This window comes from Polaribacter porphyrae, from assembly GCF_002954685.1.
GTDB lineage: Bacteria > Bacteroidota > Bacteroidia > Flavobacteriales > Flavobacteriaceae > Polaribacter > Polaribacter porphyrae.
Genome location: NZ_MSCN01000001.1, coordinates 2,657,554 through 2,684,543, shown reverse-complemented (window position 1 = coordinate 2,684,543; position 26,990 = coordinate 2,657,554). Strand labels below are relative to the sequence as shown.

The 26,990-nt window shown below is 27.4% G+C and carries 26 protein-coding genes; 22 read left to right on the top strand and 4 right to left on the bottom strand.

What is annotated here, in order from left to right:
• The first annotated feature begins 3 nt into the window (after positions 1-3).
• From atpB to BTO18_RS11885, 12 genes are all read left to right on the top strand, one after another.
• A complete protein-coding gene (gene atpB, locus BTO18_RS11940) occupies positions 4-1,137 on the top strand; it encodes a F0F1 ATP synthase subunit A (protein ID WP_105016442.1) in 1,134 nt (377 codons plus the stop codon).
• 35 nt (positions 1,138-1,172) lie between these two features.
• The gene (gene atpE / locus BTO18_RS11935; protein ID WP_105016441.1) at positions 1,173-1,364 is read left to right on the top strand and encodes an ATP synthase F0 subunit C; all 192 of its coding nucleotides are present in this window, start codon (positions 1,173-1,175) and stop codon (positions 1,362-1,364) included.
• Between the two features lie 98 nt (positions 1,365-1,462).
• A complete protein-coding gene (locus tag BTO18_RS11930) occupies positions 1,463-1,963 on the top strand; it encodes a F0F1 ATP synthase subunit B (protein WP_105016440.1) in 501 nt (166 codons plus the stop codon).
• 5 nt (positions 1,964-1,968) lie between these two features.
• Positions 1,969-2,526 carry an ATP synthase F1 subunit delta gene (atpH, locus tag BTO18_RS11925; protein ID WP_105016439.1) on the top strand — a complete coding sequence of 186 codons (558 nt, stop codon included), beginning with the start codon at positions 1,969-1,971 and terminating at the stop codon, positions 2,524-2,526.
• A 99-nt stretch (positions 2,527-2,625) separates the two neighbouring features.
• Entirely contained in the window at positions 2,626-4,203 is a 1,578-nt protein-coding gene (gene atpA / locus BTO18_RS11920) for a F0F1 ATP synthase subunit alpha (protein WP_105016438.1), read from the top strand.
• A gap of 67 nt (positions 4,204-4,270) precedes the next feature.
• Complete coding sequence (gene atpG / locus BTO18_RS11915; protein WP_105016437.1) at positions 4,271-5,137, top strand: ATP synthase F1 subunit gamma; 867 nt, start codon at positions 4,271-4,273, stop codon at positions 5,135-5,137.
• 144 nt (positions 5,138-5,281) lie between these two features.
• Positions 5,282-5,737, top strand: a complete 456-nt coding sequence (locus BTO18_RS11910; protein WP_146106925.1) for a hypothetical protein — start codon at positions 5,282-5,284, stop codon at positions 5,735-5,737.
• 111 nt (positions 5,738-5,848) lie between these two features.
• Positions 5,849-6,781, top strand: coding sequence for a hypothetical protein (locus BTO18_RS11905; protein ID WP_105016435.1), 933 nt, complete (start codon positions 5,849-5,851; stop codon positions 6,779-6,781).
• 171 nt (positions 6,782-6,952) lie between these two features.
• Positions 6,953-7,705, top strand: coding sequence for an SDR family NAD(P)-dependent oxidoreductase (locus BTO18_RS11900; RefSeq protein WP_105016434.1), 753 nt, complete (start codon positions 6,953-6,955; stop codon positions 7,703-7,705).
• Positions 7,705-8,568: an aldo/keto reductase gene (locus tag BTO18_RS11895; RefSeq protein ID WP_105016433.1), complete on the top strand. Its 864-nt coding sequence runs from the start codon at positions 7,705-7,707 to the stop codon at positions 8,566-8,568. The genes BTO18_RS11900 and BTO18_RS11895 overlap by 1 nt, the downstream gene beginning before the upstream one ends.
• A 1-nt stretch (position 8,569) precedes the next feature.
• Positions 8,570-9,205 carry an HD domain-containing protein gene (locus tag BTO18_RS11890; RefSeq protein WP_226789029.1) on the top strand — a complete coding sequence of 212 codons (636 nt, stop codon included), beginning with the start codon at positions 8,570-8,572 and terminating at the stop codon, positions 9,203-9,205.
• Position 9,206: 1 nt separating this feature from the next.
• Positions 9,207-10,349: an ATP-binding protein gene (locus BTO18_RS11885; RefSeq protein ID WP_105016432.1), complete on the top strand. Its 1,143-nt coding sequence runs from the start codon at positions 9,207-9,209 to the stop codon at positions 10,347-10,349.
• Here BTO18_RS11885 and BTO18_RS11880 read toward each other — a convergent pair.
• Positions 10,346-10,615, bottom strand: coding sequence for a hypothetical protein (locus BTO18_RS11880; RefSeq protein WP_105016431.1), 270 nt, complete (start codon positions 10,613-10,615; stop codon positions 10,346-10,348). The genes BTO18_RS11885 and BTO18_RS11880 overlap by 4 nt on opposite strands.
• Complete coding sequence (locus BTO18_RS11875) at positions 10,612-11,385, bottom strand: DUF1295 domain-containing protein (protein ID WP_105016430.1); 774 nt, start codon at positions 11,383-11,385, stop codon at positions 10,612-10,614. Before BTO18_RS11875 ends, BTO18_RS11880 begins: the two co-directional genes overlap by 4 nt.
• Before the next feature lie 160 nt (positions 11,386-11,545).
• Here BTO18_RS11875 and BTO18_RS11870 point away from each other — a divergent pair, with 160 nt between their 5' ends.
• Genes BTO18_RS11870 through BTO18_RS11860 form a run of 3 tightly spaced genes read left to right on the top strand, consistent with a single transcriptional unit; the run spans position 11,546 to position 13,716 of the window.
• Positions 11,546-12,088, top strand: coding sequence for an RNA polymerase sigma factor (locus tag BTO18_RS11870; RefSeq protein ID WP_105016429.1), 543 nt, complete (start codon positions 11,546-11,548; stop codon positions 12,086-12,088).
• Positions 12,078-12,602 carry a hypothetical protein gene (locus BTO18_RS11865; protein ID WP_105016428.1) on the top strand — a complete coding sequence of 175 codons (525 nt, stop codon included), beginning with the start codon at positions 12,078-12,080 and terminating at the stop codon, positions 12,600-12,602. The genes BTO18_RS11870 and BTO18_RS11865 overlap by 11 nt, the downstream gene beginning before the upstream one ends.
• Positions 12,583-13,716 (top strand): hypothetical protein, encoded by a 1,134-nt coding sequence (locus BTO18_RS11860; RefSeq protein ID WP_105016427.1) that lies wholly within the window; start codon positions 12,583-12,585, stop codon positions 13,714-13,716. Before BTO18_RS11865 ends, BTO18_RS11860 begins: the two co-directional genes overlap by 20 nt.
• A 291-nt stretch (positions 13,717-14,007) precedes the next feature.
• Here the strand turns inward: BTO18_RS11860 and BTO18_RS11855 are convergent, their stop codons facing one another.
• On the bottom strand, positions 14,008-14,709 hold the full coding sequence (locus tag BTO18_RS11855) for a LytR/AlgR family response regulator transcription factor (RefSeq protein WP_105016426.1): 702 nt from the start codon (positions 14,707-14,709) through the stop codon (positions 14,008-14,010).
• Positions 14,706-15,641 carry a sensor histidine kinase gene (locus BTO18_RS11850; RefSeq protein ID WP_105016425.1) on the bottom strand — a complete coding sequence of 312 codons (936 nt, stop codon included), beginning with the start codon at positions 15,639-15,641 and terminating at the stop codon, positions 14,706-14,708. The genes BTO18_RS11855 and BTO18_RS11850 overlap by 4 nt, the downstream gene beginning before the upstream one ends.
• A gap of 209 nt (positions 15,642-15,850) precedes the next feature.
• Between BTO18_RS11850 and BTO18_RS11845 the strand changes: the two genes are divergently transcribed.
• From BTO18_RS11845 to BTO18_RS11815, 7 genes are all read left to right on the top strand, one after another.
• Positions 15,851-16,744, top strand: coding sequence for an ABC transporter ATP-binding protein (locus BTO18_RS11845; protein WP_105016424.1), 894 nt, complete (start codon positions 15,851-15,853; stop codon positions 16,742-16,744).
• The gene (locus BTO18_RS11840) at positions 16,734-20,303 is read left to right on the top strand and encodes a M1 family aminopeptidase (RefSeq protein WP_105016423.1); all 3,570 of its coding nucleotides are present in this window, start codon (positions 16,734-16,736) and stop codon (positions 20,301-20,303) included. The genes BTO18_RS11845 and BTO18_RS11840 overlap by 11 nt, the downstream gene beginning before the upstream one ends.
• A 148-nt stretch (positions 20,304-20,451) precedes the next feature.
• A complete protein-coding gene (locus BTO18_RS11835; protein ID WP_170063267.1) occupies positions 20,452-22,218 on the top strand; it encodes an AraC family transcriptional regulator in 1,767 nt (588 codons plus the stop codon).
• Positions 22,219-22,322: 104 nt separating this feature from the next.
• Positions 22,323-23,867 (top strand): amidohydrolase family protein, encoded by a 1,545-nt coding sequence (locus BTO18_RS11830; RefSeq protein ID WP_105016421.1) that lies wholly within the window; start codon positions 22,323-22,325, stop codon positions 23,865-23,867.
• A gap of 49 nt (positions 23,868-23,916) precedes the next feature.
• Positions 23,917-24,915, top strand: coding sequence for a hypothetical protein (locus tag BTO18_RS11825; RefSeq protein WP_105016420.1), 999 nt, complete (start codon positions 23,917-23,919; stop codon positions 24,913-24,915).
• Positions 24,916-25,109: 194 nt separating this feature from the next.
• Positions 25,110-25,760 carry a DUF6090 family protein gene (locus tag BTO18_RS11820; protein WP_105016419.1) on the top strand — a complete coding sequence of 217 codons (651 nt, stop codon included), beginning with the start codon at positions 25,110-25,112 and terminating at the stop codon, positions 25,758-25,760.
• 159 nt (positions 25,761-25,919) lie between these two features.
• A complete protein-coding gene (locus BTO18_RS11815; RefSeq protein WP_105016418.1) occupies positions 25,920-26,957 on the top strand; it encodes a hypothetical protein in 1,038 nt (345 codons plus the stop codon).
• Positions 26,958-26,990: the final 33 nt, after the last annotated feature.

The window sequence follows — 26,990 nt, the reverse complement described above, 5'->3', positions numbered from 1 at the left end:
ACAATGAAGATTGCACAAAAAACAATCAAATTTCTAGCAATAATAGCAGTATCATTTTTTACAATTAGTGGTTTTGCTTCTAGTACAGATAAAAAACAAGATAACCAAAATGATGGAGGTCGCGTAAATACGAAGGAAGAAGTCAAAGAATATATTCAGCATCACTTAAAAGATTCCCACGATTTTAACCTTTGGTCTTATACAAATGATGCAGGAGAAAGAGTTCATGTTAGTTTTCCATTACCTGTTATATTATGGTCGAGTAAAGGGTTAATAACCTTTATGTCTTCAGAATTTCATCACAATGATGATGGACATGTAATTGTTGAGAAAAATGGATTAAAATTTGCTAAAATCCATTCTAAAATCTATGAGTTAGATAATGGTGCTACAACTGTTTCTTTTGATGAAACTCATCATGCAACCAATGGGCATAAAGTAATAGATTTATCGATAACAAAAAGTGTATTTGGTATATTAATGATAGGTTTGTTAATGCTATTCTGGTTTTCAGGTTTAGCTAAACAATATAAAACTAGAAAAGTACCAATAGGTTTTGGTAGAATTTTAGAACCTTTGGTTTTATATGTTCGTGATGAAATTGCTCGTCCAAATATTGGAGATAAGCATTATAGAAGATTTACAGGATATTTATTAACGGTGTTTTTCTTTATTTGGGTTTTAAACTTATTTGGTTTAACTCCATTAGGGTTTAACGTAACAGGTCAAATTGCAGTAACAGCATGTTTAGCAATATTTACTTTATTCGTTTATACTTTTAGTGCAAATAAAGATTATTGGGGTCATGTTCTATGGATGCCAGGTATTCCTGTTTTTGTTAAACCTATTTTAGCAATCATAGAAATAGCAGGACATTTTTTAATTAAACCATTTTCATTATTAGTTCGTTTATTTGCTAATATAACTGCAGGTCACGTCGTGTTAATGAGTTTAATAGCAATAATGTTTACACTTAAAAAAGAATTAGGAGTTGTTGGTGCAACAGGTTTATCTTTTGCGCTTTCATTTTTGATAATATTAATTGAGGTTTTAGTGGCCTTTTTACAGGCATATATCTTTACAATGCTTTCAGCTTTGTTTATTGGTATGGCAGTAGAAGAACACGAACATCATTAATAAAATTTGTTTAATTTAATATAAATACAATTATTATGTACAATTTAATTGGAGCAGGATTAGTAGTTATTGGTGGTGGAATTGGACTAGGTCAGATTGGTGGTAAAGCAGTAGAAGGTATTGCTCGTCAACCAGAAGCTAGTGGTAAAATTCAAACAGCGATGATTATTGTTGCAGCACTTTTAGAAGGGTTAGCATTTGGTGCATTGATCTTAGGACAAGGTTAATATCCAAAAAAACAAAAAAGAACAGGATTTCTGTAACGGTTGGTTACAGAACCTGTTTTTAATTAAACAAAAGAAAATAATTTAAATATTATAAGATAATGGAAGCATTATTAGAAGATTTTTCGCCAGGTTTATTTATAATTTCAACTATTTTACTGCTTATATTAATAGCTCTAATGGTTAAATTTGCATGGAAACCAATTTTAAATTCTTTAGAAGAAAGAGAATCTGGTATACAAGATGCTTTAGCAGCTGCAGAAAATGCTCGTAAAGAAATGCAAAACTTACAGGCTGACAATGAAAGGCTAGTAAAAGAAGCAAGAGCAGAAAGAGATGTAATGATGAAAGATGCTAGAGATATTAGAGATAAAATGATAGCTGATGCAAAAGAAGATGCAAAAGAAGTAACTACCAAGTTAATTGAGAATGCACAAGCTTCAATTCAACAAGAAAAACAAGCAGCTTTAGCCGAATTGAAAAAGAATGTTGCTGAATTGTCTATTGGTATTGCAGAATCTGTTATTAAAAGAGAATTGTCTTCTAAAAAAGAACAACTTAAGTTAGTTGAAGAAACTTTAAAAGACGTTACTTTAAATTAAAAAGTATGAAAGACGCAAGAGCAGCATTACGTTATGCAAAATCAATTTTAAATCTTGCTATAGATTCTAAAGAAGAATCTGAAGTAAATAACGACATGCAGTTAATCGCTTCTATAATAGCAGAAAATCATGAGTTTGGTGTTGTTTTGAAAAGCCCTGTTATTAAATCTGCTGATAAAATGAATGTTTTAAAAGCAATGTTTTCTAAAAAAGTAAACAATATTTCTTTAGGTCTTTTTAATTTATTGCAAGAAAACAAACGAATTTCAATGTTAGAATCTATTGCAAAGCAATATACTATCATTTTTGATTTTTATAAGAATACACAAGTAGCAAAAGTTACAACAGCTGTTCCAATTTCTGCAACAATAGAAAAACAAGTATTAGCTAAAATCGTAGAGTTAACAGGAGAAAAAGCAAATCTAGAAAATGAAGTAAATCCTAATATTTTAGGAGGTTTTATTTTAAGAGTTGGAGATATTCAGTATGATGCTAGTATTTCTAATCATTTAAATGAATTGAAAAAGGAATTTGACAACAGTCATTATATTCCAAAAATATAATTAGCTATTTGCTTTTGGCTACAAGTCATTAGTAATAGCAAAAGTAAATTAAAAGTAAGTAGCTACAAGCCAAAGCTAGCAGCTAAAAACTAAAATAAGATGGCAAGTATTAAACCAGCTGAAGTATCAGCAATTTTAAAAGAACAGTTAACAAACTTTGAAGCTCAAGCTTCATTAAGCGAGGTAGGTACAGTATTACAAGTGGGTGATGGTATTGCTCGTGTTTACGGTTTATCTAATGTACAATATGGAGAGTTAGTAGAATTTGAAAATGGACTAGAAGGTATCGTTTTAAATTTAGAGGAAGATAATGCTGGTGTTGTATTATTAGGTCCATCAACTTCTATAAAAGAAGGTTCCACTGTAAAAAGAACTGAAAGAATTGCTTCTTTAAGAGCAGGTGAAGGTATTGTAGGTAGAGTTGTAGACACGTTAGGAAGTCCTATTGATGGTAAAGGGCCAATTAAAGGAGATACTTACGAAATGCCTTTAGAGCGTAGAGCTCCTGGGGTAATTTATAGAGAGCCAGTAACAGAGCCATTACAAACTGGTATCAAATCTATTGACGCAATGATCCCTGTTGGTAGAGGTCAACGTGAGTTGATTATTGGAGATCGCCAAACAGGTAAATCTACAGTTGCTATCGATACAATTTTAAATCAAAAAGAATTTTATGATGCTGGGAACCCAGTATATTGTATATATGTAGCCATTGGTCAAAAAGCTTCTACAGTTGCAGCAATTGCAAACATGTTAGAAGAAAGAGGTGCTTTAGCATACACTACAATTGTAGCAGCAAACGCATCAGATCCTGCAGCAATGCAGGTTTATGCACCATTTGCTGGAGCAGCAATTGGAGAGTATTTTAGAGATTCAGGAAGACCAGCTTTAATTGTTTTTGATGATTTATCAAAGCAGGCAGTTGCATATCGTGAAATTTCTTTATTATTAAGAAGACCTCCAGGACGTGAGGCATATCCAGGTGATGTATTTTACTTACATTCAAGATTATTAGAAAGAGCTGCAAAAGTAATCAATGACGATAAAATTGCTAGTGAAATGAACGATTTACCAGATTCTTTAAAAGGAATTGTAAAAGGTGGAGGTTCTTTAACAGCATTACCAATTATTGAAACTCAAGCAGGTGATGTATCAGCATATATTCCAACAAACGTAATTTCGATTACAGATGGACAGATTTTCTTGGATGGAGATTTATTCAATTCAGGTGTAAGACCAGCAATTAACGTAGGTATTTCAGTATCAAGAGTTGGAGGTAATGCACAGATTAAGTCTATGAAAAAAGTATCTGGTACTTTAAAATTAGATCAAGCACAATTTAGAGAATTAGAAGCATTTGCAAAGTTTGGATCTGATTTAGATGCAGCTACAATGAATGTAATTTCTAAAGGACAACGTAATGTTGAAATCTTAAAGCAAGCACAAAACGATCCTTTTACAGTAGAAGATCAAGTAGCGATTATCTATGCAGGTTCTAAAAACTTGTTAAAAGATGTTCCTGTAAATCAAGTTAAAAAATTCGAAAGAGATTATATAGACTATTTAAATGCAAAACATAGAGATATGTTAGATGTTTTAAAATCTGGAAAATTAACAGATGAAGCTACTTCTACATTAGAAGCTGCTGCTAAAGAAATAGCAAAACAATTTGCATAATAGACGTTAGCTTTTAACTTTTAGACATTAGAACTAAAACTAAAGACTAATAACTAACAACTAGACAATGGCAAACTTAAAAGAAATACGTAACAGAATTACCTCAATTAAATCTACAATGCAGATTACTTCTGCAATGAAGATGGTATCTGCTGCAAAGTTGAAAAAAGCTCAAGATGCTATTATAGCAATGAGGCCATATTCATCTAAATTAACTGAATTATTACAAAACTTAAGTGCTACTTTAGATAGTGATACTGGAGGTGCATATTCAGAACAAAGAGAGGTTTCTAAAGTATTATTGGTAGTAGTTACTTCAAATAGAGGTTTGTGTGGTGGTTTTAATTCATCTATAACTAAAGAAACTATTAAAAATATTAAATTTAACTATTCAGAAGCTACAGTAGATTTATTTGCAATAGGTAAAAAAGGAGCAGATATTCTTAGTAAAGAATATAATTTAATCGAAACTAGAAATGACATCTACGATGATTTATCATTTGATAATGTTGCTGCAGTTGCAGAAAAATTGATGAATTTATTTGCAGAAGGTACTTATGATAAAGTAGAAATTATCTACAATCAATTTAAAAATGCAGCTACTCAATTACCACAGGTAGAGCAATTTTTACCAATTAAACCAATTGAAGGTGGAGATGCATCAGCTGTTAATTCTGATTATATTTTTGAACCATCAAAAGTAGAAATTGTAGAAGCTTTAATACCTAAATCTTTAAAGACTCAATTGTATAAAGCTATTAGAGATAGCTTTGCTTCAGAACATGGTGCACGAATGACAGCAATGCATAAAGCAACTGATAATGCACAAGAATTAAGAGACGAGTTATTATTAACTTACAACAAAGCACGTCAGGCTGCAATTACTAATGAAATTTTAGAGATTGTTGGTGGAGCTGAAGCATTGAATAATTAAACGAAGCGTTGGTGGAGTTAAATTTTCAAAGAAATAAGTATTAAATAATTAGACAAAACTTAATATTGATATTGAAAGCGAACCAAAAAGGTTCGCTTTTTTATTTTGGCATATTAATTGGAAAGAAACCCAATAAAAACCATAATGAAACAGTTTTATAGAATATCTATGTTAACCCTGACTTTCATTTTTTTATCCTCTTGTGTATCTATTAAATTTGAAGATGTTACTCCTTTTCAAATTTATTCTAGCAATTATTATATATCAAAAGATAGAAAGGAAACAAAAATATACGTTAGTTATAGCTCAAAAGACAAGATAGATTTTAAGAATATTTACTTTTTGAATCAAAAATCTAAGTTGACCAAAAGAACAATAGCAGGTAAAACTTATATTTTTGCTAGTTTTCCAACTTACTTTAAAAGAGATATAATATTGGACAATAATTCAACTAAAGAATTCAGTAATTCCATTCCAAACTCCAAAAAAACTCCTTTCAAATTACAAGAAAAAGAGATAGTTATCAATTACAAAGAAGCTGGAAAAATAAAATATCATAAAATTTTATCAATAAAAAAAGTAGAAGAGAAGATATTTTAATTGAACATTAAAACAATAACAATAAGCAAGTTAACTCATTTGTTTTAAGATAAATTATTTTTTGGCACACAATTTGAATATCTATAAACATAACCATAAAACAGAAAGCTTATGAAGACGCTAAAACTACTTTTCACTATTATTATTACAGGAGCATTATTGGGTTCTTGTAGCACAATTAATAATGATCCTTTTGTAGAATATCAGCCAACTTTAGAAGAAGTTGTTTCTGGTTACGATTTGTGGTACGTAGATTATCACAGAACTACAGGTACAGGAGATGTACCTTATGTATCTAGAGCATTTACACTTTCATTTATCAATGGTATTTTATATGCAAATAACAATATTGTAGATATTGGTAGAACAGGAAATGGCTTGGGAATTGACGTGGGTAACTACAATACATTTAATGGTGTTTTAGAAACCAATCATGATATTGATGGAGCAAATGATTTTGAAGTTACAGTATTATCGAATAATGAAATAGAATTATACAATTTTAGACAGAATGTAAGTTATTATTTGATTGGATATAATGTTAATAATTTTGATTACGATAAATTATTCTATGAGAATATAGAATACTTCTTACAAGAGTATGTTGCTTGGGAAAAAGTTGATGCTATAAGTGGAACTCCTAATGCATTTGATGATGAAAACTACTTGCAGTTTACTCCAGAAAATTTAACAACATTTTACAGCTCGCATGATGCTTTTGGCACAAATGTTGACAATATTAATTGGGATTATGTAGGTGGATATGAAGTATTTGATGTAAACGGTTTTGAAGATCTTAAAATTTTAACATTGAATTATGATGGTGGAGATATAGAAGAATTTGAATTGAGCGTTGTTAATGATGGTAGAGTTAGTTTATATCATATAAATTCAGATACAACGTACGATTTTTCTGGAAGAGGGTTTTTACAATATCTAAAAAGTGAAAAGAATGTTAAACTAGCCAAAGATATTGTAAGGAATAACAACAGAAAACGTACTAAAGTAATAAGAAAAACAAAAGACAGAAGAAATTTAAAATAAAGTTTGGTTAGTTGATTTTTGGTTGGTTATTTCTTAAAATAACCAATTGAAAGAGAAACCACCCTGAAGAGGGTGGTTTTTTCTTTGTTTATAATTGATGAAAAACACATCAATTAAAAATAGATAAATACTTCTAGTTTTTATAATTTTAAACACAAATCATTAAGTTTTATGAAGACAGTATTTATTACAGGAGCTACATCCGGAATTGGTAAAGCAACAGCAGAATTGTTTGCAAAAAATAAGTTCAAACTGATTCTTTGTGGACGTAGAAAAGAGCGTTTAAATCAGTTACAAAAAGAGTTGTTAAAACTCACAGAAGTAACAACATTACAATTTGATGTAAGAGATAAATATGATGTTGCAGAGCAAATTAATAATCTTCCAGAAGATTTTAAAAATATAGATATCTTAATCAATAACGCAGGCAATGCACATGGTTTAGCCACAATTCAAGATGGAAGTATTGATGATTGGGATGCAATGTTAGACATTAATGTAAAAGGATTATTGTATGTTACAAAAGCGATTATTCCTAAAATGATAGAGAATAATGATGGTTTTATAGTGAATATTGGCTCTACAGCAGGCAAAGAAGTGTATCGAAATGGAAATGTATATTGTGCATCAAAGTTTGCTGTAAACGCTTTAAATAAGTCTATGCGATTAGATTTGAATGAATACAATATTAGAGTAGCTGGTATTCATCCAGGTTTGGTAGAAACCGAATTTTCTGATGTTCGTTTTAAAGGAGATACTGAAAGAGCCAAAACCGTTTATAAAGGTTATAAAGCTTTGCAGGCTGATGATATTGCAGACATCATACATTTTGTAGTTACAAGACCTTATCATGTAAATATTGAAGATCTAGTAGTCTATCCAACTGCACAAGCAAGTGCAACAATTATTAATAAAAATATATAATGCCAAAGTCAGAAATTATAATAGGCTGTATGTCTTGGGGAAAATGGGGAAAGCAGTTTTCTACCAAAGAACAAGTTGATATGATTCAATTTTGTGTACAAAATGGAAACTCTTCTTTTGATCACGCAGATTTATATGGAGATTACTCAACAGAAGCCGAGTTTGGAAAAGCATTTTTAGAAAGTAAAGTAGAACGAGAAAAAATTCAGCTGATTTCTAAATCTGGAATTCAAAATCCAGGAGAAACTAGAAACAATAAAGTAAAACACTATAATTATTCAAAAGAATATATAATTTGGAGTGCAGAGCAATCTTTAAAAAATTTAAAAACAGAGTATCTGGATACATTTTTATTACATAGACCAAGTCCTTTAATGAATCCATACGAAATTGCAGATGCTATTTTAGAATTGCAAGAACAACAAAAAATTATAAATTTTGGAGTGTCTAATTTTACTCCTTTTCAAGTAGATTTAATTGCAGATAAAATTCCTGTTACAGTAAATCAAGTTGAGTTTTCTTTGAGCCAGACTTCTGCAATGGAAAATGGGAGTTTAGACCAGATGCTACAAAACAAAATACAACCTATGTGTTGGAGTCCACTAGGTACTATTTTTAGAGAAGAAAATGAGAAAACAGAAAGAATTAAAACTGTGCTAGAAAAGTTTTCACAGAAATATTCAGTTTCTGAAGATGTACTTTTATTAGCTTGGATTTTAAAACACCCAGCAAAAATCTCTCCTGTAATAGGAACTACTAATAAAAAACGAATTTTAAATGCAAACAAAGCACTTTCTATAGATTTAGATTTAGAAGATTGGTTTGAGTTATTACAGGCAAGTAAAGGAAGAGAGGTAGATTAGAATGTCAATAGAGAATTTACATAAAAGCTGGGTTCAATTATCAGAAAAATATTTTAAAAATGATGCTGAAATAGCTTTTTTATGGAATAAAATTAAAAATAACTATTCTTCAAAAAATAGATATTATCATAATTTGATGCATATAGCATCAATGCTAGAAAAAGCATCAGAAAATAAAAATGAAATCCATAATTATGATGAATTACGCTTTGCAATTTGGTTTCATGATATTATTTATACATCTACATCAAAAAGGAATGAAGAAAAAAGTGCTGATTTTGCAAAGTCTGCCTTAAAAAATATTGTAAAACAAAAAATTGATGTCAAGATTATTTATCAATTGATAATTTCCACAAAAAAGCATCAAATTATTTTAAATAATAATTTTGATAATGCCTTTTTATTAGATTTTGATCTATCAATTCTTGGGCAGGAATGGAAAATCTATGAAAATTATATTCAAAATATTAGAAAAGAGTATAAAATTTATCCTGATTTTTTATACAATCCTGCAAGAAAAAAGGTTTTATTGAGTTTTTTGAATAGAGAAAAATTATACTTTACAAATAAATACCAAGATTTGTTTGAAGAAAAAGCAAGACAAAACTTGACCAAAGAAATAGAGTTATTAAGTTAAGATGATAAATAAAAGACTTTTAATCAAAAATCTATTATCTCATAACGATGAGAATAGTTTCTATGATAAAAAGCAAAAGTTATCATTGATTTCTAAAGAAGGTAAAGCAAAGTTTTTAAAACATATCTGTGCGCTATCTAATTCAAATCCAGAAAATAATTCTTACATCGTTATTGGAGTTGAAGACACAGAAAATAAAATAATTGGTGTCGATTTTTTTGATGATAGCAAAATTCAAAATTTAGTAAATGCGTATTTAAAGAATCCTCCTAAAATTCAATATGAAAACGTAGCTTTTCCGAGATTATCAAGACATAAAGTTGTTGGTTTAGTGACTATTTATCCTAATCATAAAATTTCGTCACTTTTAAAACATGCTTGGAAATATAGAAAGAATACTATTTTCTATAGAAGAGGAAGCAATTCAATGCCTTTTTTAGGAGAAAATTTTGAGTTAAGAAATGCTAATAAAATCCTTGTTGAGGCTATTGAAACAAATGCTAGGAATAATATAGAACTTACTTTAGATGGGGTTTTTGATTTCATCAACAACCATAGAAACGAATATAATCCGCAATACAAAGTTTTTAATGAGCAATTTGTGTTGTGTTGGGCAGGTCAACAAAAAATTATTAATCAACAAGAATTTTATTCTAGAGTTGATATTGAGCTAATAAATGAACAAGTTCGTTTGTTTTATTCAATATTAGATGATGTTCAGATTAGTTATAATCACAAATCTTTTATTATCACAGAATATATTTCTCTTGGAACAGATAATAACGAAAAATACTATCCTCTAGAGAAAACAATTATCAACTTTAAAGATAATGGTAAACATGATATTGTTACTGAATTTTTGTTTCAGCCTCCAAAATACGATGCAAATTTAATACATCATATTTATATGAGCTCTAATGAAATTATTTCTAAAATTGAAGCAAAAGAGCAATTGTCTAATATTGAAAATGAATATGTTTTTAATTTACCTACAAATTATTTACTGTGTTATCTACATGGATTTTTAGATGCAGTAGAGCAGTTAAAAAAGGCAAAAAACTATATTAAAAGTTTAGACGATAAAACCACTTATGTTACATATAAAGAAGCAATGAGAGTTATTCGTAAGGTGAAATACAGTTAGGTAAAGTACAAATACAAAACAAACAGAACACCATAAACTCCCAAGTAAAAACGATAAAAATTTCGTTGTTTTAAATACTCTATATTATCTGGATATAAATTTCCAAAAAGACCTTTAAACTCTTTAATAAACAAAGGTTTTATATTGATGAGCCAACTATCTGTTTTATATACAATTTTTCTGAATTTACTTCTGTAAATCCCCATTGGAAAACTCCAAATTAAGAACAAAATAAACCAGATATTTTCTTTGATATAAGCTATCATTTTTTAGGAAACCAAGGTATAAATGCATTCGTATTTTTGATATAATCTTGATATTTTGGTTTGGTGTTTTTTAGAGTTCTTTCTAACATGGCTACTCCTGAAACTTTAATAATTAACAAGGTCATAATAACAGCCCCAACAATCTGCCAGTAACCACCTGCAGCAATACTAAATAAGGCATAAGACCACCAAACAGCTGAATCTCCAAAATAATTAGGATGCCTTGTATATTTCCAGAAACCTGTATTTAAAACTTTGCCTCTATTTTCTGGATTTTTCTTGAATTGATACAATTGATAATCTCCACCAGCTTCAAAGCTAAACCCAATGATCCAAAGTAAAATTGCAATGTAATCTAGCCAAAATAAATCCCCAGAAGTTTCACTGAAATGTACCCCTAGATAAGGCAAAGAAACCAATAAAATTAAAGTACCTTGTAATAAAAATACTTGGAAATAAGAAAACCACCAATAACGTTCTGCACCATAATCTTTTCTGAATTGTTGGTACCTATAATCTTCTCCTTTTCCAATATTTCTAATGGCTAAATAAATAGTTAAACGAAGTCCCCAAATAGAAACTAAAGCTAATAATAGCCAATTTCTTGGATTGATTTCTTCTAAACTATAAATGTAAAAAGCGTTTACTACTACAAAACCAAATCCCCAAAAAATATCAACAATACTTACATTTTTTATAGCTACGCTTAATAACCAGAGTAAGGTTACTAAAACCCAAATGATAAGCGATACTTGTAAGAAAAGTGTCATTACTTTTTGTATTATATAACGAAATTACTTGTTTTTTAATCAGAAAGTCAATGAGTTATAAATTTTTCACAAAAAAATAACTTTTATTGTGCTTTTTAGGTCAAATTTTGAAACCTTTCCACAATCATATCGTTTTTAAAAACAGAACCAACCTACAGAAATGTCTAAAGAGATTCATTTTTTAGTAATAGAAAGCAAAAAAGGCAATCAAAAAGCACAGATGAATTTGTACGATTTATATTGTGATGCAATGTTTGTAATTTCTTGTAGATATATTAAAAACAGAGAAGAAGTAAAAGACGCCATGCAAGAAGGATTCTTAAAGGCTTTTTTGAATTTAGAAAATTATAAAAGTGGAACTAATTTTAGTGCTTGGTTAAAGACAATTATCATTAATACTTGTATTGATATTTTGAAAAAAAGAAAGTTAGAAACCGTTTCTTTAGAGAATTATCCTTTAGAACCATCCAATGATGAAAATTGGAATTTTAATATAAACATCACCAAAGAAACGATTTTAGAAACGATTGAAAGTCTGCCAATAAAATATCAATTGGTAATTAAATTGTATTTGTTAGAGGGCTATGATCATCAAGAAATATCAGAAATTTTAAACATTCCTATAAAAACATCAAGAACACAATTGAGAAGAGCAAAATTGTTGTTAAAAGACAAATTAAAAACAAAGAAATATGGAACATGATATTAGAGATTTATTCAGGGAGAATAATGATGCTAACATAGAAATTCCTAAAAATCATAGAGCTGAATTTCTAGATAAATTAAAATATCAGCATAAAAAACAAAACGGTTTTCAAAGAAAAAGTATGTTTAAAATAGCTGCTTCAATAGCAATTATTTTGGTTTGTTCTGTCTACTATTTCTATGTAAATAATCAAGTTGAAAAAACTCCTTTACAAATTCAAGTAGCAGCAATTGAAAAAGAGTATTTAATCAATATTGATAAGGAATGGGAGCAATTTATTGAAGTGGCAGAAGATTCTGTATTAGTAAATAAGTATAAAATTAAGATGCATGATTTTGATAAAGATTATCAAAAAATCACTAAAGAATTACAAAAATCACCTAATAACATATATATGCTTGAAGCTTTAATAAACAATTTACAAAGACGTTTGGAATTGATAAAAAATATTAAGGAACATATTAAAGAGTTAAACCAAAAAAACACCAGTAATGAAACCATATATTTATAGTATTTTATTTTTTTTAAGTATTCAAATTTCTGTTGCACAAACCAAGGAAGTCATTTTAAAAAAGAGCTATAAAGTTGATGAAAACACCATTTTTGAACTTGATTTAGATAATGTAGCTATTGTTTTTGAAGAATCTTTTGATGATAAAATTCATTTTAATTATTATATGGAGTTTATAAATTATTCAGATAGAAAAATAAAAGATTTGTTAGGTGAAGTTAATGTGAAAGTTGATAGAAATAATAATAATCTAAAATTAGGTGTAAAAAACTCAATGCTTATTGGAGTAAATAGAAAAACACTTTTTTCTATGGATTCATTAAAATCTGCAATAAAAGAATCTATGATTTTTTATAGAAATAGAAAATTTTTATATAAGAGTAAAGATTCACTTCTAAAACAAATAAGAACTAGTGTAGGAAATGATTTACAAGATTACTTATTTAAAAATAAGAAGAAATATGAAAATGAGGAGTTTATAAAAAATCAAAAAAAAATCAAAAAAACCTTTATAATAAAGCTACCAAACTATATCAGAATGAACTTTAAAGTTTTGCATTCTGATATTACTTTCAACTATGACATTAAAGAGAGAGTTATTTTTAATTCTTTTAGAACTCGTTTAAAATTTAAAAAATTGATATCTAGAGAAAATAAGTTTCAATTGATAAATGGTTTTCTTTATACTGAAGAAATTGCAGGAGGTTTTTATAAGTTAAAAGGAGTTCATCCATTTAGAGTTGGTTCAATTTCAAATTCTATAATTGATTTGGAAACTTCAAAAATGGAGGTGGGTGAGATTAAAAAGAACACATCTATTAAAGATTTTAGCAGTAAAGTTTTGTTTTACAATTTTAATGAAGATTTTAAAAACTTCTCTTTTGAAGGAGATTATTCAAAAATCTATTTATACAAAGTCAAAAAAGCAAACTATACAATGGATGTTTTTGGCTACAATACAGTTTTAAAAATGGATAATAACACAACTACTTTTGGAGATTCTAAAGATAAAAAACTCACAAAAATACTTCAGAAAAAACAAAAAGAACACATAAAACCCAGTGGGAATGTTGCTATTGAATTAAAAAATGGAATTATAAATTTAATAGACTAAAAATAAAAAATTTATAAAATTAAATAGCAAAACATGTAAGTACAAATTCAAGTTAAATATCTTTAGAAAGCACCTCTATTATAAACAATAATAGTAAATCAATAACTATTTTTAAGAATAAGACTGATAAAAAAATAAACTTTCAAATTAGTAATTGGAGGTATGAAATTTTTGTAGACATTCTTCTTTAGGTAACACATAAAATTGTAATTTCTTGACCTTTATTTTAAAAATGATTATTTACACAATTTAATTCAAAATTCTTTTTATCTGATTTAAAATATAATTTAATTAAAAGTTTAGAACCTTCTTCAAATTCAATTTATAAGTCTGTCCAATAGGAATATATTTTTCAGATACCAAAATTCGATTTCCTTCAATGGATTTTATCTTACTTTTTGAAACAATAAATGATTTATGAACTCTAATGAAGTTATTGGAATTTAGTAATCTCTCAAAGTTTGATATTTTTTCGTGGGTTATCATATTTTCTGATTCCATAATTACTTTACTATAGCTTCCAATAGATTCTATATATAATATCTCATCCAATTTTACTTGAATATGCTTTTTATCGCCTTTTATAAAAATACTCACATTTTCTTCTTTTGAAACATTTTTTATGATTGTTTCTATTTTTGGTTTGTTATTTTGGATTTTAAAAATTGCTTGCGTAAAACGCTCAAAACTAAAAGGTTTTAAAAGATAATCTATAACATTTAATTCATATCCTTCTAATGCAAATTCTTCATAAGCAGAGGTTATAATTACAGCAGGCGGATTTTTTAATAATTTTAAAAAATCAAGACCTTTCATTTTTGGCATATTTATATCTAAAAACATCAAGTCTATTGGGTTAGATTGTAAATACTCCATAGCTTCCATTGCATTGTAGCAGTTGGTTTGCAGCTCTAAATGTGAAAAATCTTTAGCGAAAGATTGAATAATCTTGTGAGCAATTGGCTCATCATCTATAATTATATAACGAATCATTGGTTTAAATATAAAGATAATTCTGCTCTAAATATATTACTATGTTTTGAAGTGTTAAAATCGTGAGAATTTGGATATAGTAATTGTAATCGTCTTTTTAAATTCTCTAATCCAATACCTTTTGAGGTTTCAGTATCGTCAAAATTATTTTCAATTACAAAGTTTAAAATATTGCTATGAGATGCAATATTTATGTGGATAAATGCATCTTTTTCTAGCTTTTCAGCTCCATGTTTAAATGCATTTTCTAATAAATTAATAAGTAATAAAGGAGCTATTTTAAGGTTTGGTTGCTTGTTATTAATCTCAAATTTTAAATCTAACTTATTATGGTGTCTTATAGTATGTAGGTCTATGTAATTTTTTAAAAAACTAATTTCTTTTTCTAAATTTACGTTGTCTTTTTTACCATCATAAATGGTATAGCGCATCATTTCTGATAATTTTAAAATAGTTTTTGGGGTTTCTTCTGATTTTTCAATTGCTAATCCATAGAGATTATTTAATGTATTAAAGAAAAAATGCGGATTAATTTGAGAACGTAATAAAGACAATTCTGAATTTAATTTTTCGTTCTTTAACTCACGTATAGTTTTAATCTTTTCATAAACCCAAGAAAAAATGACATAACTAATTACTATAAATAAAAATGCCATTAAAATGATAGGTAAACTACGCATTGCATCATTAATTGTAAATTGAATAATAGCAACAATCAATAAAGTGATTAAGAAAAATGGTTTTTCATACCTGATAATAAACAAGTCTTTGTTAAAATAGTTTGTCATTTTAGTAACAACAAAAAATGAGAGATAACCTACACTTAATATAATTGAAATTACATTTGGACTTAAAACAATCAAACCAAAACCTATCACTATTAAAGAGATAATAAAAACCAACAGATAAATATATTTACTTGTATTTTTCATACTTCAAAGAACGTAAAATTGCGTAAGTTTTACATTGTTATTTTAACGAACAGGTTCTTTTTTGAATCAAACAACCTTTTTTTTGATTCAAATATATTTTCTTTTTAAAACACTATTATTTAAGAGGTAAATACTGTGGTTTGTTAAATAAGTTTTATTGTATCGCATCTAAAAAATAAGTTTGTGTCATAATCATTAAACCAAAAATTATGAACACACTCGAAATTAACAATGTATCTAAAATTTATGCAAATGGAACAAAAGCACTAAATGGTGTTTCTTTAAAAATATCTAATGGAATGTATGGTTTGCTAGGTCCAAATGGTGCAGGAAAATCATCTTTAATGAGAACCATTGCTGGTTTGCAAACCACTAGTTCTGGAAATGTTATTTTTAATGGAAATGATATTAGTAAAGAACCCTCAAAAATTAGACAATATTTGGGCTATTTACCCCAAGAGTTTGGAGTTTATCCAAGAATGTCTGCTTTAGATTTATTGAATCATATAGCTGTTTTAAAAGGCGTATTAAATAAAAAAGCAAGGCAAGCACAGATTGAGGCATTACTTATAAAAACAAATTTATTTGAACACAGAAAAAAAGCGGTAAGTAACTTTTCTGGAGGAATGCGAAGACGTTTTGGAATTGCTCAAGCACTGTTAGGAAACCCTAAAATAATTATGGTAGATGAACCAACTGCTGGTTTAGATCCTGAAGAACGTAATCGGTTTTTAGATGTACTTTCTGAAGTTTCTTCTTCAGTTATTGTATTACTATCAACACATATTGTAGAAGATATTAGAGTGCTTTGTTCTAATATGGCAATTCTGTACAATGGACAAATTGTAAAGCAAGGAAGCCCTGAAAACTTAATACAAGATTTACAAGGCAAAATTTGGAAAAAACCTGTACCTAAAAGTGATTTAGCTGTATTAAAAAATAAGCACAATGTAATATCAACCAGACTTTTAGGAGGCAAAACAAGCGCTTATGTTTTTTCTGAACAACAATTAACTACTGATTTTGAAGCTGTACCTACAGATTTAGAACACGTTTACTTTCATATTTTAAAAACTTCTAAAACTAATAATTATGCTGCTTAAATTAATTAGTTTCGAATTGAAGTTTCATTTTAAACAAGCTTCGTATCTTTTATTTACCATCCTATTTTTATTTTCTGGCATTTATTTAGGCATTCAAGAAGGTGCAATTAATCCAGAGAATAAATATAATATTCATTTGTTTAGCAGTTTGATCAGTTTAGCTGTTGTTTTTTTGATTGTATTTCAAACAGCTTACACTGTTTTAAGAGATAAAGCAAATAATGCTACACAATTGATACATACAACTTCCGTGAGCAAATTTCAGTTTTTATGTAGTCGTTTTTTAGGGATTTTTATGTCTAGTTCTTTTTCTACATTATTATACGTATTAGGTCTTTTTATTTCAATAGTAATAGATCCTTTTCAGATTTATAATGATGTAAATTCTGATTTTATTAACTTTTTTTGGCCTTGGCTCATTATTATTTTACCCAATGTATTTATTCTTACAGCATTACTTTTTACAGTTGCACTACTTACCAAAAAAACACCATTAATTTTTTTCTCTGGAATCTTAATCTTCATTTTATTTTGGGTAAATAACTTTTACATAGGATCGCCTTTTACTGGAGGAAAATTAGTTGTTGCTGAACAAACAATAAAAAAAGTAGCACTTTTTGATATTTTAGGATTGTGTAGTTCTTATGAGCAAACTCAATTTTGGTCGCCTTTACAAAAGACCAAACAATTGGTTAAATTTTCTGGCACTTTAGCTTTAAATAGAATTATTTGGTTGAGTTTTGGTTTACTGTTATTAATTATAAATTATTGGTCTTTTTCCTTTAGGTTATCACAAAAAAACAAATCGAAAAGCAAAAAAAGTATTTTTTCAATATTGAAAAAAAAGCGACAGAATACCATTGAACACACTGAATATCAACCTGTATTTGTTGTGAAAAAATCATTCAAAGCACGATTTAAAGAATTTATTCATTTAGTTTTTATCGATTTTAAAAGCACCATTTTTAGCAAAACATTTTTATTGTTATGTATGGTTTGGATAGGAATGTTACTTGCTGCTATTTTGCATAATATTAGTGGACAAGATGTTTATGGAAATATACTGCCAACTACAGGTTTATTAGCAGGTCTAATTTTAGAACCATTAGCACATATTGGATTATTTTTAATCGTTTTTTATGCAGGAGAATTGGTTTGGAAATCAAGACAGCATCATTTTAATGAAATATTAGACGCAGTTCCTACACAAAATAATATTTTGCTGTTTAGCAAATATGCAGCACTATTTTTATTACCAATTTTTATTATTTTTTTAGCGATAATAACAGCTTTATCAATTCAAATTGCTTTTGGTTATCATAATATAGATGTAAAATTATACATCAGTATTTTTTATTTTGGAGGGAGTTCACTGTTTATATATGGAGTTTTATCGCTTTTTATCCAGCAATTAGTGAGTAACAAATATCTAGGGATGCTGTTCAGTTTAGTTTGTATTTATGGATTAGGATATGCTTTACCATCAATAGGTGTTCAGCATCCTTTAGCAAGTATTTTACAATTACCAAAAATAGGCGAGGGTTATTCTGAATTCATTGGTTATGGTCAACTCACAAACTTTTTTAATTGGATGAACTTTCTATGGATAAGTGCTACTCTAATCATATTATTAATTAGCTTTAAGATTTACAAACGTACATCAGAAAATAGGTTTAAAAATCAATTTAAATTAATATTCTTTAATTGGAGAAAATCGCAACGTTTTGCATTGTTAGTTTTAGTTGGGTTTGTTTGCATATCTTCTATTATTATCGATGTAAAATCGACACCAAAAAGTTTTACTGATGATATGACTTTTCGTGAAAACTATGAGAAAAATTATTCAAAATATAAAGAACATTTAACACCAATAATTACGAGTGTAAAAACAAAAGTTCTATTAGAACCAAAAAACTTAACATATACAGTTGATGGTAATTATACTATATTTAACAACACTAATAAAGCCATTGACACAGTATTGATAACTGTTAGGGAAAAATTAGATGAATTTTCTATAAAAGGTGCAAAAATTATACAAGAAGATATTGCTTTAGCAGATGTAAAATTATTGGTTTTTAAACCTATTTTATTACCTAACGAAAGCAGGCAAATGAATTTTAAAACATATAAAGTTATTGGCGATTTCGAATTACAAAAGGATATGATTTCTAATGGAACTTATTTAAGAAACAGCACATTTGAACCAAGATTTGGTTATCAAAAAGTTTTAGAAATTGTGCATAAAGGAGAACGTAAAAAAAGAGGACTGCCTATTAAAGATAAAAAAGAAAATACTAAAGATTATATGTTCGAAAACACATCTCGACCAAAACAAGATTTTGAAACTTGGGTTACAACAGATAAAGGACAAATTCCTATAGCACCAGGAAAGTTAATAGATACTTTTTCTACTGATAATACAGTAACATATCATTATAAATCTCAAATAAAAACAGATAATAATTTATCTTATTTTTCATCTAACTACAAAAAGGTTGTTGAAAATTACAAGGGAATTTCAATAGAAGTTTATCATTTGCCAAAACATAATACAAATGTGGATGAAATTATAAAAGCTACAAAAGCTACGCTAGATTATGGAAATGCAAATTTTGGGAGCTATCCATTTGATCATTTACGAATTGCAGAAGTGCCTTTACATTGGAAATTTGGTGGACACGCTTTGCCAGGAACTATTGCTTTTCAAGAACGCTTTTTTACACAAGACACTTCTAATGCTACAAAAGGGATTAACCAATTGTCTAGAGTAGTTATTCACGAAATTGGACATCAATGGTTTGGACATAAAATGTCTCCTGCATCTGGAAAAGGTGGCAATATGCTAACTGAAACTATGGCAAATTATATGGAAGCTCAAGTGTTAGAAAAAATGTATGGTAAAACAATGGTTAGAAGATTATCTAATTTTGGAAGAAGACGTTATTTCAATTTCAGATCTTCAGCATCAATTGAAGAACCATCACTTCATTTGGTAGAAAATGAAACCTATGTTGCTTATAGAAAAGGGTTTGTAGTAATGCAATCTTTAAAAGAATTAATTGGAGAAAAAATCTTAAATGCCTCTTTACAAGAACTTTTAGAAGCTCATCAAGAAGAAGAATCTGCAAAATCTATAGATTTTATAAACATACTCCTGTCTAAAGTAGATATAGAAAAACAAAATCTGATTAACGACTGGTTTAAAAAACGAATAGATTATGATTTGAATTTAAAGAATGTAAAATATACTCAATCAAATAATAATAAGTATAAACTAACAGTTCATATTGAGGCGAATCGTTATGAAACAAATCTAAAAGGAGAAAAAAGTAAAATTAATACTAACGAAAATTTTACTATTGGTTTTTATGATAAACATCCTGATTATAGAAATGCCAAACCAATATTTAAAACAATTAGACTAGAAAAAGGAGAAAATACGATCGTTTTTAACCTCAAAAATTTACCAAATTACGTAGTTTTAGATCCTTTAGTTACTAGATTAGATGAAGATATTTCTAATAACATTTTTGAGATTGAAAATGATAAATTATAAAAACCACTTACTATTTAATCTCTTTTTCAAAATTAAAAAGTTGAAAAGAGGTTTTTTATTGATACTTTTTTTGTGTTGTTTATTTTTATTTACCAATGTATACAGCCAAAATTATGATGCTCAAAATATAACTTTCAATGAACAAAAAGTGAAAATTGATAGCATTTTAAAATTATGCAATTTTGAAGATTTTGAAAGTCATCCTTCAGTTTTGAAGTTATCAGATTTAGGGATTGAACTATCCATAAAAAATAATGACACGTTATCTATAATACAGTTTAACCTTATTAAATCTAGAATTTATAAATCTTATGGAAAAACAAAAAAGGCTCTAGAAAAATCAAATGAGGCATTATTGTTAAGCAAAAAAATAGGTAATAGTTTTGGTCTTAAAAGAAGCTATTCTATTCTTGGGAGCGTACATCAAGGTATGGGTAATTATGATTTAGCACGCTCAATGTATAATAAGTCATTAAATGTAAGTGACTCAATTAATGATATTTGGGCTACTTGGTTTGCTTTAAACAATATTGCTACTTCATATCAAAGACAAGGTTTTTATCAGAAATCCTTACCATTGTTAGATTCAATAATTTCTAACCCATATTTAAAAGATTATTTAAAAATCCAAACTATTGCAAATAAAGCAATAGCATTTAATAATTTAGGGAAACCAGCTGAAGCCTTAAAACTTTTTTTAAAAGTGAAAGATTTTGCTAATAGCAAAGAAGATTTTAGAAAGGTTGCAAAAGTAGATCATCATATTGGTTATTTATTAGAAAAAAATAGTTTATATAATGATGCGATTAGATATTATGAATCTGCTCAAAATTACTTTTCATCAATCAAAAATAAAGAGCAAGCAGACTATTTGAATTTAAGTTTAGCCAATTTAAATTTTAAAATAGGGTATTTAAACAAAGCAAAAAATCTTTATGAAAAAGTTTTTAAATCTTTTACTGAAAATAGAATCAAAAGAGTAGGATACGCAGAAATTGGTTTAGGCAATGTTGCTTTCGAAAAAGATAATTATCAAAAAGCAAGGCAGTATTATAATGATGCATTACAATCATTTAAAAAAGAAAATAATGCGAAAGGAATTCCGACAGCAAAACTAAAGCTTGCCGAAATTTCTTTTCAGAAAAAAGACTACAAAACTTCTTTAGAATTCGCAGAAGAATCATTATCTGAATTTAAAGTACTCAAGCTAAATGACGAACTTATTGAAACTTATAACTTATTATCAAAATTGTATGGTATTCTTGGTAATAAATCTCTTTTAGAAGAAAATAGTAAAGAACTAAATATTTTAATAGCAGCCACTAAAGGTCCTGAAATAATAGCTTCAACATCTAAATATTTAATTCAAGATGTGCTTAATACTAATGAGAAAGATAATGCTCAAATTTCTTTAGATATACAAAAATATAACTCTATTACTTTAGTTGTATTTTTACTATTCTTAATTTTTAGTATCATTGTAATTCTACTTTTTTATCAAAAAAAGCGTTCACAATATTCTTCAACAAAAGAAAAAAATGTTGAGAGAACCATTAATTTGAAAGAGCAAGAGGCTAAATTTCTAATTGATAAGCTAAATGTTATAATAGACGAAGAACAACTCTATGTTAAACCTGATATTACATTAACAGATTTATCAAAGGCTATAAAAACTACTGATAAAAAACTTTCGGAACTACTAAATTATTACCTAAACACTAATTTTTATAATTATATCAATTCTAAAAGGATTGAATTGTTTATGAAAAAAATTGATGATAATGAGTATGAAGCTTATTCAATTTTTGGACTTGCACAACAATGTGGTTTTAAATCGAAGACTAGTTTTTATCGTAATTTTAAGAAAGAAAAAGGATTCTCACCCAAAGACTATATTCATAATTTATCAAAATAAGTATCAATGCTTCTAGTGGTACTTCTAAAAATCTAGCTATTGATAAAACTAAACTAATTTTATAGATTATTAGAGCAATAGAATGCTAATAATAATCAAAGATTATGAGGTTAAAAAAAATAGCAAAGTATACAGTATTAATAATTTTACTCTTTCTAATCACAGGTTTCATATTGATGCAAAGAGATGGAAAAAAAATGTATGGTGGGCTTACAGAAAAGGTTAATATAAAACAGTTTAACCCTCAAAAAGGTTTAATTGCTATTAAAAATGTTTCTATTCTATCTGAAGATTGTAATAGTATGATTTCTAGGCAAACTGTATTAATAAATGATGAAAATATTATCAAAATAGGTGTAGATAGTCTAATTAATATCCCTAATAATAGTATAATTATTGATGGTTCAGGTAAATATCTTATTCCTGGTTTGGCTGATATGCATGTGCATTTCTTTCAAAGCTCTAACGATCTTTTACTATACATTGCTAATGGTATTACACAAGTTAGAGAGCTTATTGGAGATGAAAATCATTTAAAATGGCGTGATGAAATTAAAAAAGGAGAACGAATAGGCCCAAATATGTTTGTTGCTTCTCCAAGACTTGGGAGTTTTGATAGAGTTGAAGGTTGGTTTATGTCTTGGTCTCAAGGTTATGAAAATATTAGTAATGCTTCTGAAGCAGAGAAAAAAGTAAAGGAATTCTATAAACTTGGTTATGATGGATTAAAAGTATACAGCCAATTAAATAAAGAAAGTTATTTAGCCATTACAAAATTTGCTAAAGAACTAGAAATGCCAGTTTTTGGACATATACCTTGGGATGTAGAATTCTCGGATATTTGGCAAAATGGACAAAGTAGCATTGCTCATTTTGAGGAACTAATGAATGCAATCAGTAGAGAGTTTAATGCTGATAGAATGATTGGAAGTTATAAAGGAAAAGAAGAAGAGTTTTTAAAATTTGTAGAAAAAAGAAGTGAAAGTTTAGCAAAAGATTTAATTGATAATAATGTTTATGTAACCTCTACACTATGGCTTACAGAAAGTTTTTATCGTCAAAGGTATGAGTTAAATAAAATTTTAACAGAAGTAGAATTAGAATATCAAAACCCTGGAATTAGTGAATGGGTTTCTTATGTACCTCAAGGATTGGGATGGTTGCCAGAAGTTAATCGATATAAAATAGATGCAAAAATGACTGCATCAGAAATAGAAGATGACAAGATATTTTGGCAAACTTATGGTAAAGCTTGTGGAATAATAGCCAATGTTTTATCTAAAAAAGGAGTAAAAATTATGTCTGGCACAGATGCTAATTTACCTGCAGCTGTTCCTGGATTTTCATTGCATAGTGAGTTACAAAGTCTAAATGATGCAGGAATGTCAATCTCACAGGTATTAAATTCTGCAACAAATACTCCTGCAAACTGGCTAAAAAATAATTCTGGAAAAATTAAAGTTGGTTATAAAGCTGACCTAGTATTGCTTGATAAAAATCCTTTAATAGACATAAGAAATACAAAGAAAATTAATGCTGTTTTGGTTAACGGATTATTGTATAATCGTGTTTTATTAGATGAAATTTTATCTGAAGTAAAAAAGGCTAATAATACTAGTAGAACTATTAATATTGAGTCGTTTAATTAAAATATCATTTTATCCTTTATCAAATTAATTACTTAAAGAAGTTAAAAATATGAAATACGCATACTTAACAATATTATTTTCAATTTGTTGTAACATATTATTTAGTCAAGAATTATCAGATATTGAGAAAAAATATGATTTTGTAGAAGTATGGGGATTAAAAAATCAATCTAAAAAAGATTTTTTAACAGAAATAATGTCTTATCCAGAAGGGATTTGTCAACAATCTTTAGTGAAAATGGGAATAAAAGAAGGTAATAAAATACCAATCGCTTTCTCTAATAAAATACTTATAACTTTAAGAGATATTCCTAAATATACTTCTAAAGGTAAGATTTTTATGATTAGTGAAAATAAACTAAATCAATGGAAGGAATTTAGAGGTAAATTCAATAAACTTGGTTTTTATGAAAGGCAACAAATATCTGCATTTAAGAACTTATCATTAACTAAAAATTTATCAGTAATAGATAGTTTGTTTAAAAGTTTAGATGCTGAATATAAAAGTTATGGTATTAATTTAGATAAAGCAAAAATTAAAGAATCTTTGATAGTATATAAAAGGTATGTCAATCAATTCTCTAAACAAGATGTTTTATCTGCTCTCTACAATGCAGATGTTACAGATTCAATTCAGGAATCTGCTATATTTCTTGCAGGGAATTATCTTAAAAATAAAAATGATTTATTAGACTTCTTGCCATTATTATTAAAAAAGAATAGCGGAGTACAACCTTTAATAACAGTGTTTTGCAATAATTACAGTGGAAATATTAACTGGAATAAAAACATAGAATTAATATCAAAACTTGTAAATAACCCAAATCCATTTCAAAGTTTATTAGTACTTAAGATATTAGATAAGACAGGTTTTTCAAAAGAGAGTATGAAATCACTTTTGTCTTATGAAATGCAAACAATGAAAGACATATTAAAATCAAAGTTTTTACCAAAAGAACAAATATATTTTCTCATAACTTTTTTAAATAAATATTCAGATTTCCCAATAGAAACTGACAGGAAAGCCTTATTGAAAAAAATAAATTAAGCTATTTTATGAAAAAAAATAAAACCATTCGACTTACAATTATTCTGATTACAGTGGTATATCTAATACTTTTAATTTTCAACTATAGAAATTTTACAGAAAAATTAGGATTTATACCTAATGTTTTCGCTGTTACTCTAATAATATTTAGTGTTTATTATTATAAGAAAGTATAATCGACTGTATAATATGATATGAGTAGAATCAAAAAAATATTTAAGTTATTAATAACAATAGTAAAAGAAATTGTTTTTGTTGTTGTAGGAATATTAATTGCTTTAGCAATTAATAACTGGATAGACAATATCAATGTTTTGCAGAAAGAATTAAGTATTTTAAATGAATTAAAAAATGATCTCAATCACAATATAAAAAACACTAAATCTGGCATTGATATAAATGCTAGAACTCAAAAAAGCTGTAAAGTTATTTTAGAATTTTTTGAAAAAAAATTGTCTCATTCAGAAACTTTAGCCACATATTTTAGTAATTTTTATTATTTCTGGAATCCAGATTTTGCCTATGGGTCTTATGAAAATCTTAAAATTAAAGGGGTAGATTTTATCACTAATTCTAAACTAAAAAGTGAAATTGTAGATATGTTTGAAATAAAATTAGAAATTTTAGATAAAGAAATTTTTAATAGAGACAATCGCTTTTATTCAGCTATTACTTTACCAACTGTATTAAAATATTTTTATAAAGATTGGAATAATTCTAAAACTAAATCAATATCAAAACCTTCTAACTACAGTAAAATGATGAAGGATAGCATATTTTATGCTATGTGTATATCTCTATATCAAAGCAAAAAATTCACAATAATTAATACTAAAAATTTATAATGGAGGCTAAAGAATTAATAAAAATAATTGAACAAGAAACAAGTGAACTACAAACAAAAATATAATTTTTAAAAAAGTGTTTGTCAAAATTACTTCTTTTAATATTAAAAAAGTTAACTCAAATTTTATAAAAATAGTTTAATAAATATCTTAACAATAATGTATTATATAGAAATTAAAAAATCAGCTACTAACATATTCTTCTTGTTTGTTTTATTGAACTTCTCATTTTTAACTTCTCAAAATAATCAGGCAAATCTGAACAAAAAAAATCTAGTAGAATCTTTTGGCTTTGAAGAGTATGTACTAGCTATAAATAATGACTCAATCCATTATTATCTATATAAGAAAAAATCACATACCATCAATAATGTAATTTTATTTATTCAAGGTAGTGATCCAAGTCCGCAGTTTTCATACAGTAAAAGTAAAAATGGCTATTTAAAGTATAATAATTTTATAAAAAATGATTATAAAAATATCCCAGATAACTATGGATATATTGTAGTAGAAAAAACAGGTTTTGAGAGACTTATTGATGAAAATAATATTAAAGTCCCTAAAATTTATCATCAAAAAAATAGTTTACAACATAGGGTAAATAGAATAAATAACGTTATTAATTCATTATACAAAAAGTATCAGCTCACCAAAATTGTAGTTTATGGACATTCTGAAGGTGCTCCTGTTGCTGCAAAACTAGCTACCATTAATACTAAAATAACCCATTTAGGTTTTTGGGCAGGTAATGCCTTACCAGATTTTTTTGACACCATACTAGATATTAGAAAATCTTACCAAATGAAAGAAATTTCTATTGAAGAATCTGACAGTAGTATCAATGAAGTCATTAATTATTTTTCCAATATTATTACTAAAGATTCTCTTAATACTGATGTTGATGATTTTGGCTATACTAACAAACGTTGGTTTAGTTATTCTGAACCTCCAATTAATAATCTATTAAAGTTAGATATACCTATTTATGTACAAGTAGCATCAAAAGACGAAAATGCTCCAATAGAAAGTACATATTTAATTCCTTTAGAATTTGCGCGTTTAGGAAAAAAGAATTTGAATTTTAATATCTGTAGCGGTTGTAATCATAGTTTTAAAATTATAGGAGAAAATAATGAGATTATTAATAAATGGGAGAAGATTTTTAAAGGTTTTATGAGTTGGGTAAATAGTAATTAATAATAACACCAAGATTAATTAATCTTGGTGTTA

Excerpts from the sequence above, each read along its gene's own strand:
- BTO18_RS11880 (WP_105016431.1), bottom strand. The coding sequence starts at position 10,615 with ATGATAGCTTATATCAAAGAAAATATCTGGTTTATTTTGTTCTTAATT.
- BTO18_RS11875 (WP_105016430.1), bottom strand. The coding sequence starts at position 11,385 with ATGACACTTTTCTTACAAGTATCGCTTATCATTTGGGTTTTAGTAACC.
- BTO18_RS11865 (WP_105016428.1), top strand. The coding sequence starts at position 12,078 with ATGGAACATGATATTAGAGATTTATTCAGGGAGAATAATGATGCTAAC.
- atpE (WP_105016441.1), top strand. The coding sequence starts at position 1,173 with ATGTACAATTTAATTGGAGCAGGATTAGTAGTTATTGGTGGTGGAATT.
- atpA (WP_105016438.1), top strand. The coding sequence starts at position 2,626 with ATGGCAAGTATTAAACCAGCTGAAGTATCAGCAATTTTAAAAGAACAG.
- BTO18_RS11905 (WP_105016435.1), top strand. The coding sequence starts at position 5,849 with ATGAAGACGCTAAAACTACTTTTCACTATTATTATTACAGGAGCATTA.
- BTO18_RS11815 (WP_105016418.1), top strand. The coding sequence starts at position 25,920 with ATGTATTATATAGAAATTAAAAAATCAGCTACTAACATATTCTTCTTG.
- BTO18_RS11885 (WP_105016432.1), top strand. The coding sequence starts at position 9,207 with ATGATAAATAAAAGACTTTTAATCAAAAATCTATTATCTCATAACGAT.
- BTO18_RS11850 (WP_105016425.1), bottom strand. The coding sequence starts at position 15,641 with ATGAAAAATACAAGTAAATATATTTATCTGTTGGTTTTTATTATCTCT.
- BTO18_RS11855 (WP_105016426.1), bottom strand. The coding sequence starts at position 14,709 with ATGATTCGTTATATAATTATAGATGATGAGCCAATTGCTCACAAGATT.
- BTO18_RS11895 (WP_105016433.1), top strand. The coding sequence starts at position 7,705 with ATGCCAAAGTCAGAAATTATAATAGGCTGTATGTCTTGGGGAAAATGG.
- atpG (WP_105016437.1), top strand. The coding sequence starts at position 4,271 with ATGGCAAACTTAAAAGAAATACGTAACAGAATTACCTCAATTAAATCT.
- BTO18_RS11890 (WP_226789029.1), top strand. The coding sequence starts at position 8,570 with ATGTCAATAGAGAATTTACATAAAAGCTGGGTTCAATTATCAGAAAAA.
- BTO18_RS11830 (WP_105016421.1), top strand. The coding sequence starts at position 22,323 with ATGAGGTTAAAAAAAATAGCAAAGTATACAGTATTAATAATTTTACTC.
- BTO18_RS11930 (WP_105016440.1), top strand. The coding sequence starts at position 1,463 with ATGGAAGCATTATTAGAAGATTTTTCGCCAGGTTTATTTATAATTTCA.
- BTO18_RS11840 (WP_105016423.1), top strand. The coding sequence starts at position 16,734 with ATGCTGCTTAAATTAATTAGTTTCGAATTGAAGTTTCATTTTAAACAA.
- BTO18_RS11910 (WP_146106925.1), top strand. The coding sequence starts at position 5,282 with ATGAAACAGTTTTATAGAATATCTATGTTAACCCTGACTTTCATTTTT.
- BTO18_RS11900 (WP_105016434.1), top strand. The coding sequence starts at position 6,953 with ATGAAGACAGTATTTATTACAGGAGCTACATCCGGAATTGGTAAAGCA.
- BTO18_RS11825 (WP_105016420.1), top strand. The coding sequence starts at position 23,917 with ATGAAATACGCATACTTAACAATATTATTTTCAATTTGTTGTAACATA.
- BTO18_RS11870 (WP_105016429.1), top strand. The coding sequence starts at position 11,546 with ATGTCTAAAGAGATTCATTTTTTAGTAATAGAAAGCAAAAAAGGCAAT.
- BTO18_RS11845 (WP_105016424.1), top strand. The coding sequence starts at position 15,851 with ATGAACACACTCGAAATTAACAATGTATCTAAAATTTATGCAAATGGA.
- atpH (WP_105016439.1), top strand. The coding sequence starts at position 1,969 with ATGAAAGACGCAAGAGCAGCATTACGTTATGCAAAATCAATTTTAAAT.
- atpB (WP_105016442.1), top strand. The coding sequence starts at position 4 with ATGAAGATTGCACAAAAAACAATCAAATTTCTAGCAATAATAGCAGTA.
- BTO18_RS11820 (WP_105016419.1), top strand. The coding sequence starts at position 25,110 with ATGAGTAGAATCAAAAAAATATTTAAGTTATTAATAACAATAGTAAAA.
- BTO18_RS11860 (WP_105016427.1), top strand. The coding sequence starts at position 12,583 with ATGAAACCATATATTTATAGTATTTTATTTTTTTTAAGTATTCAAATT.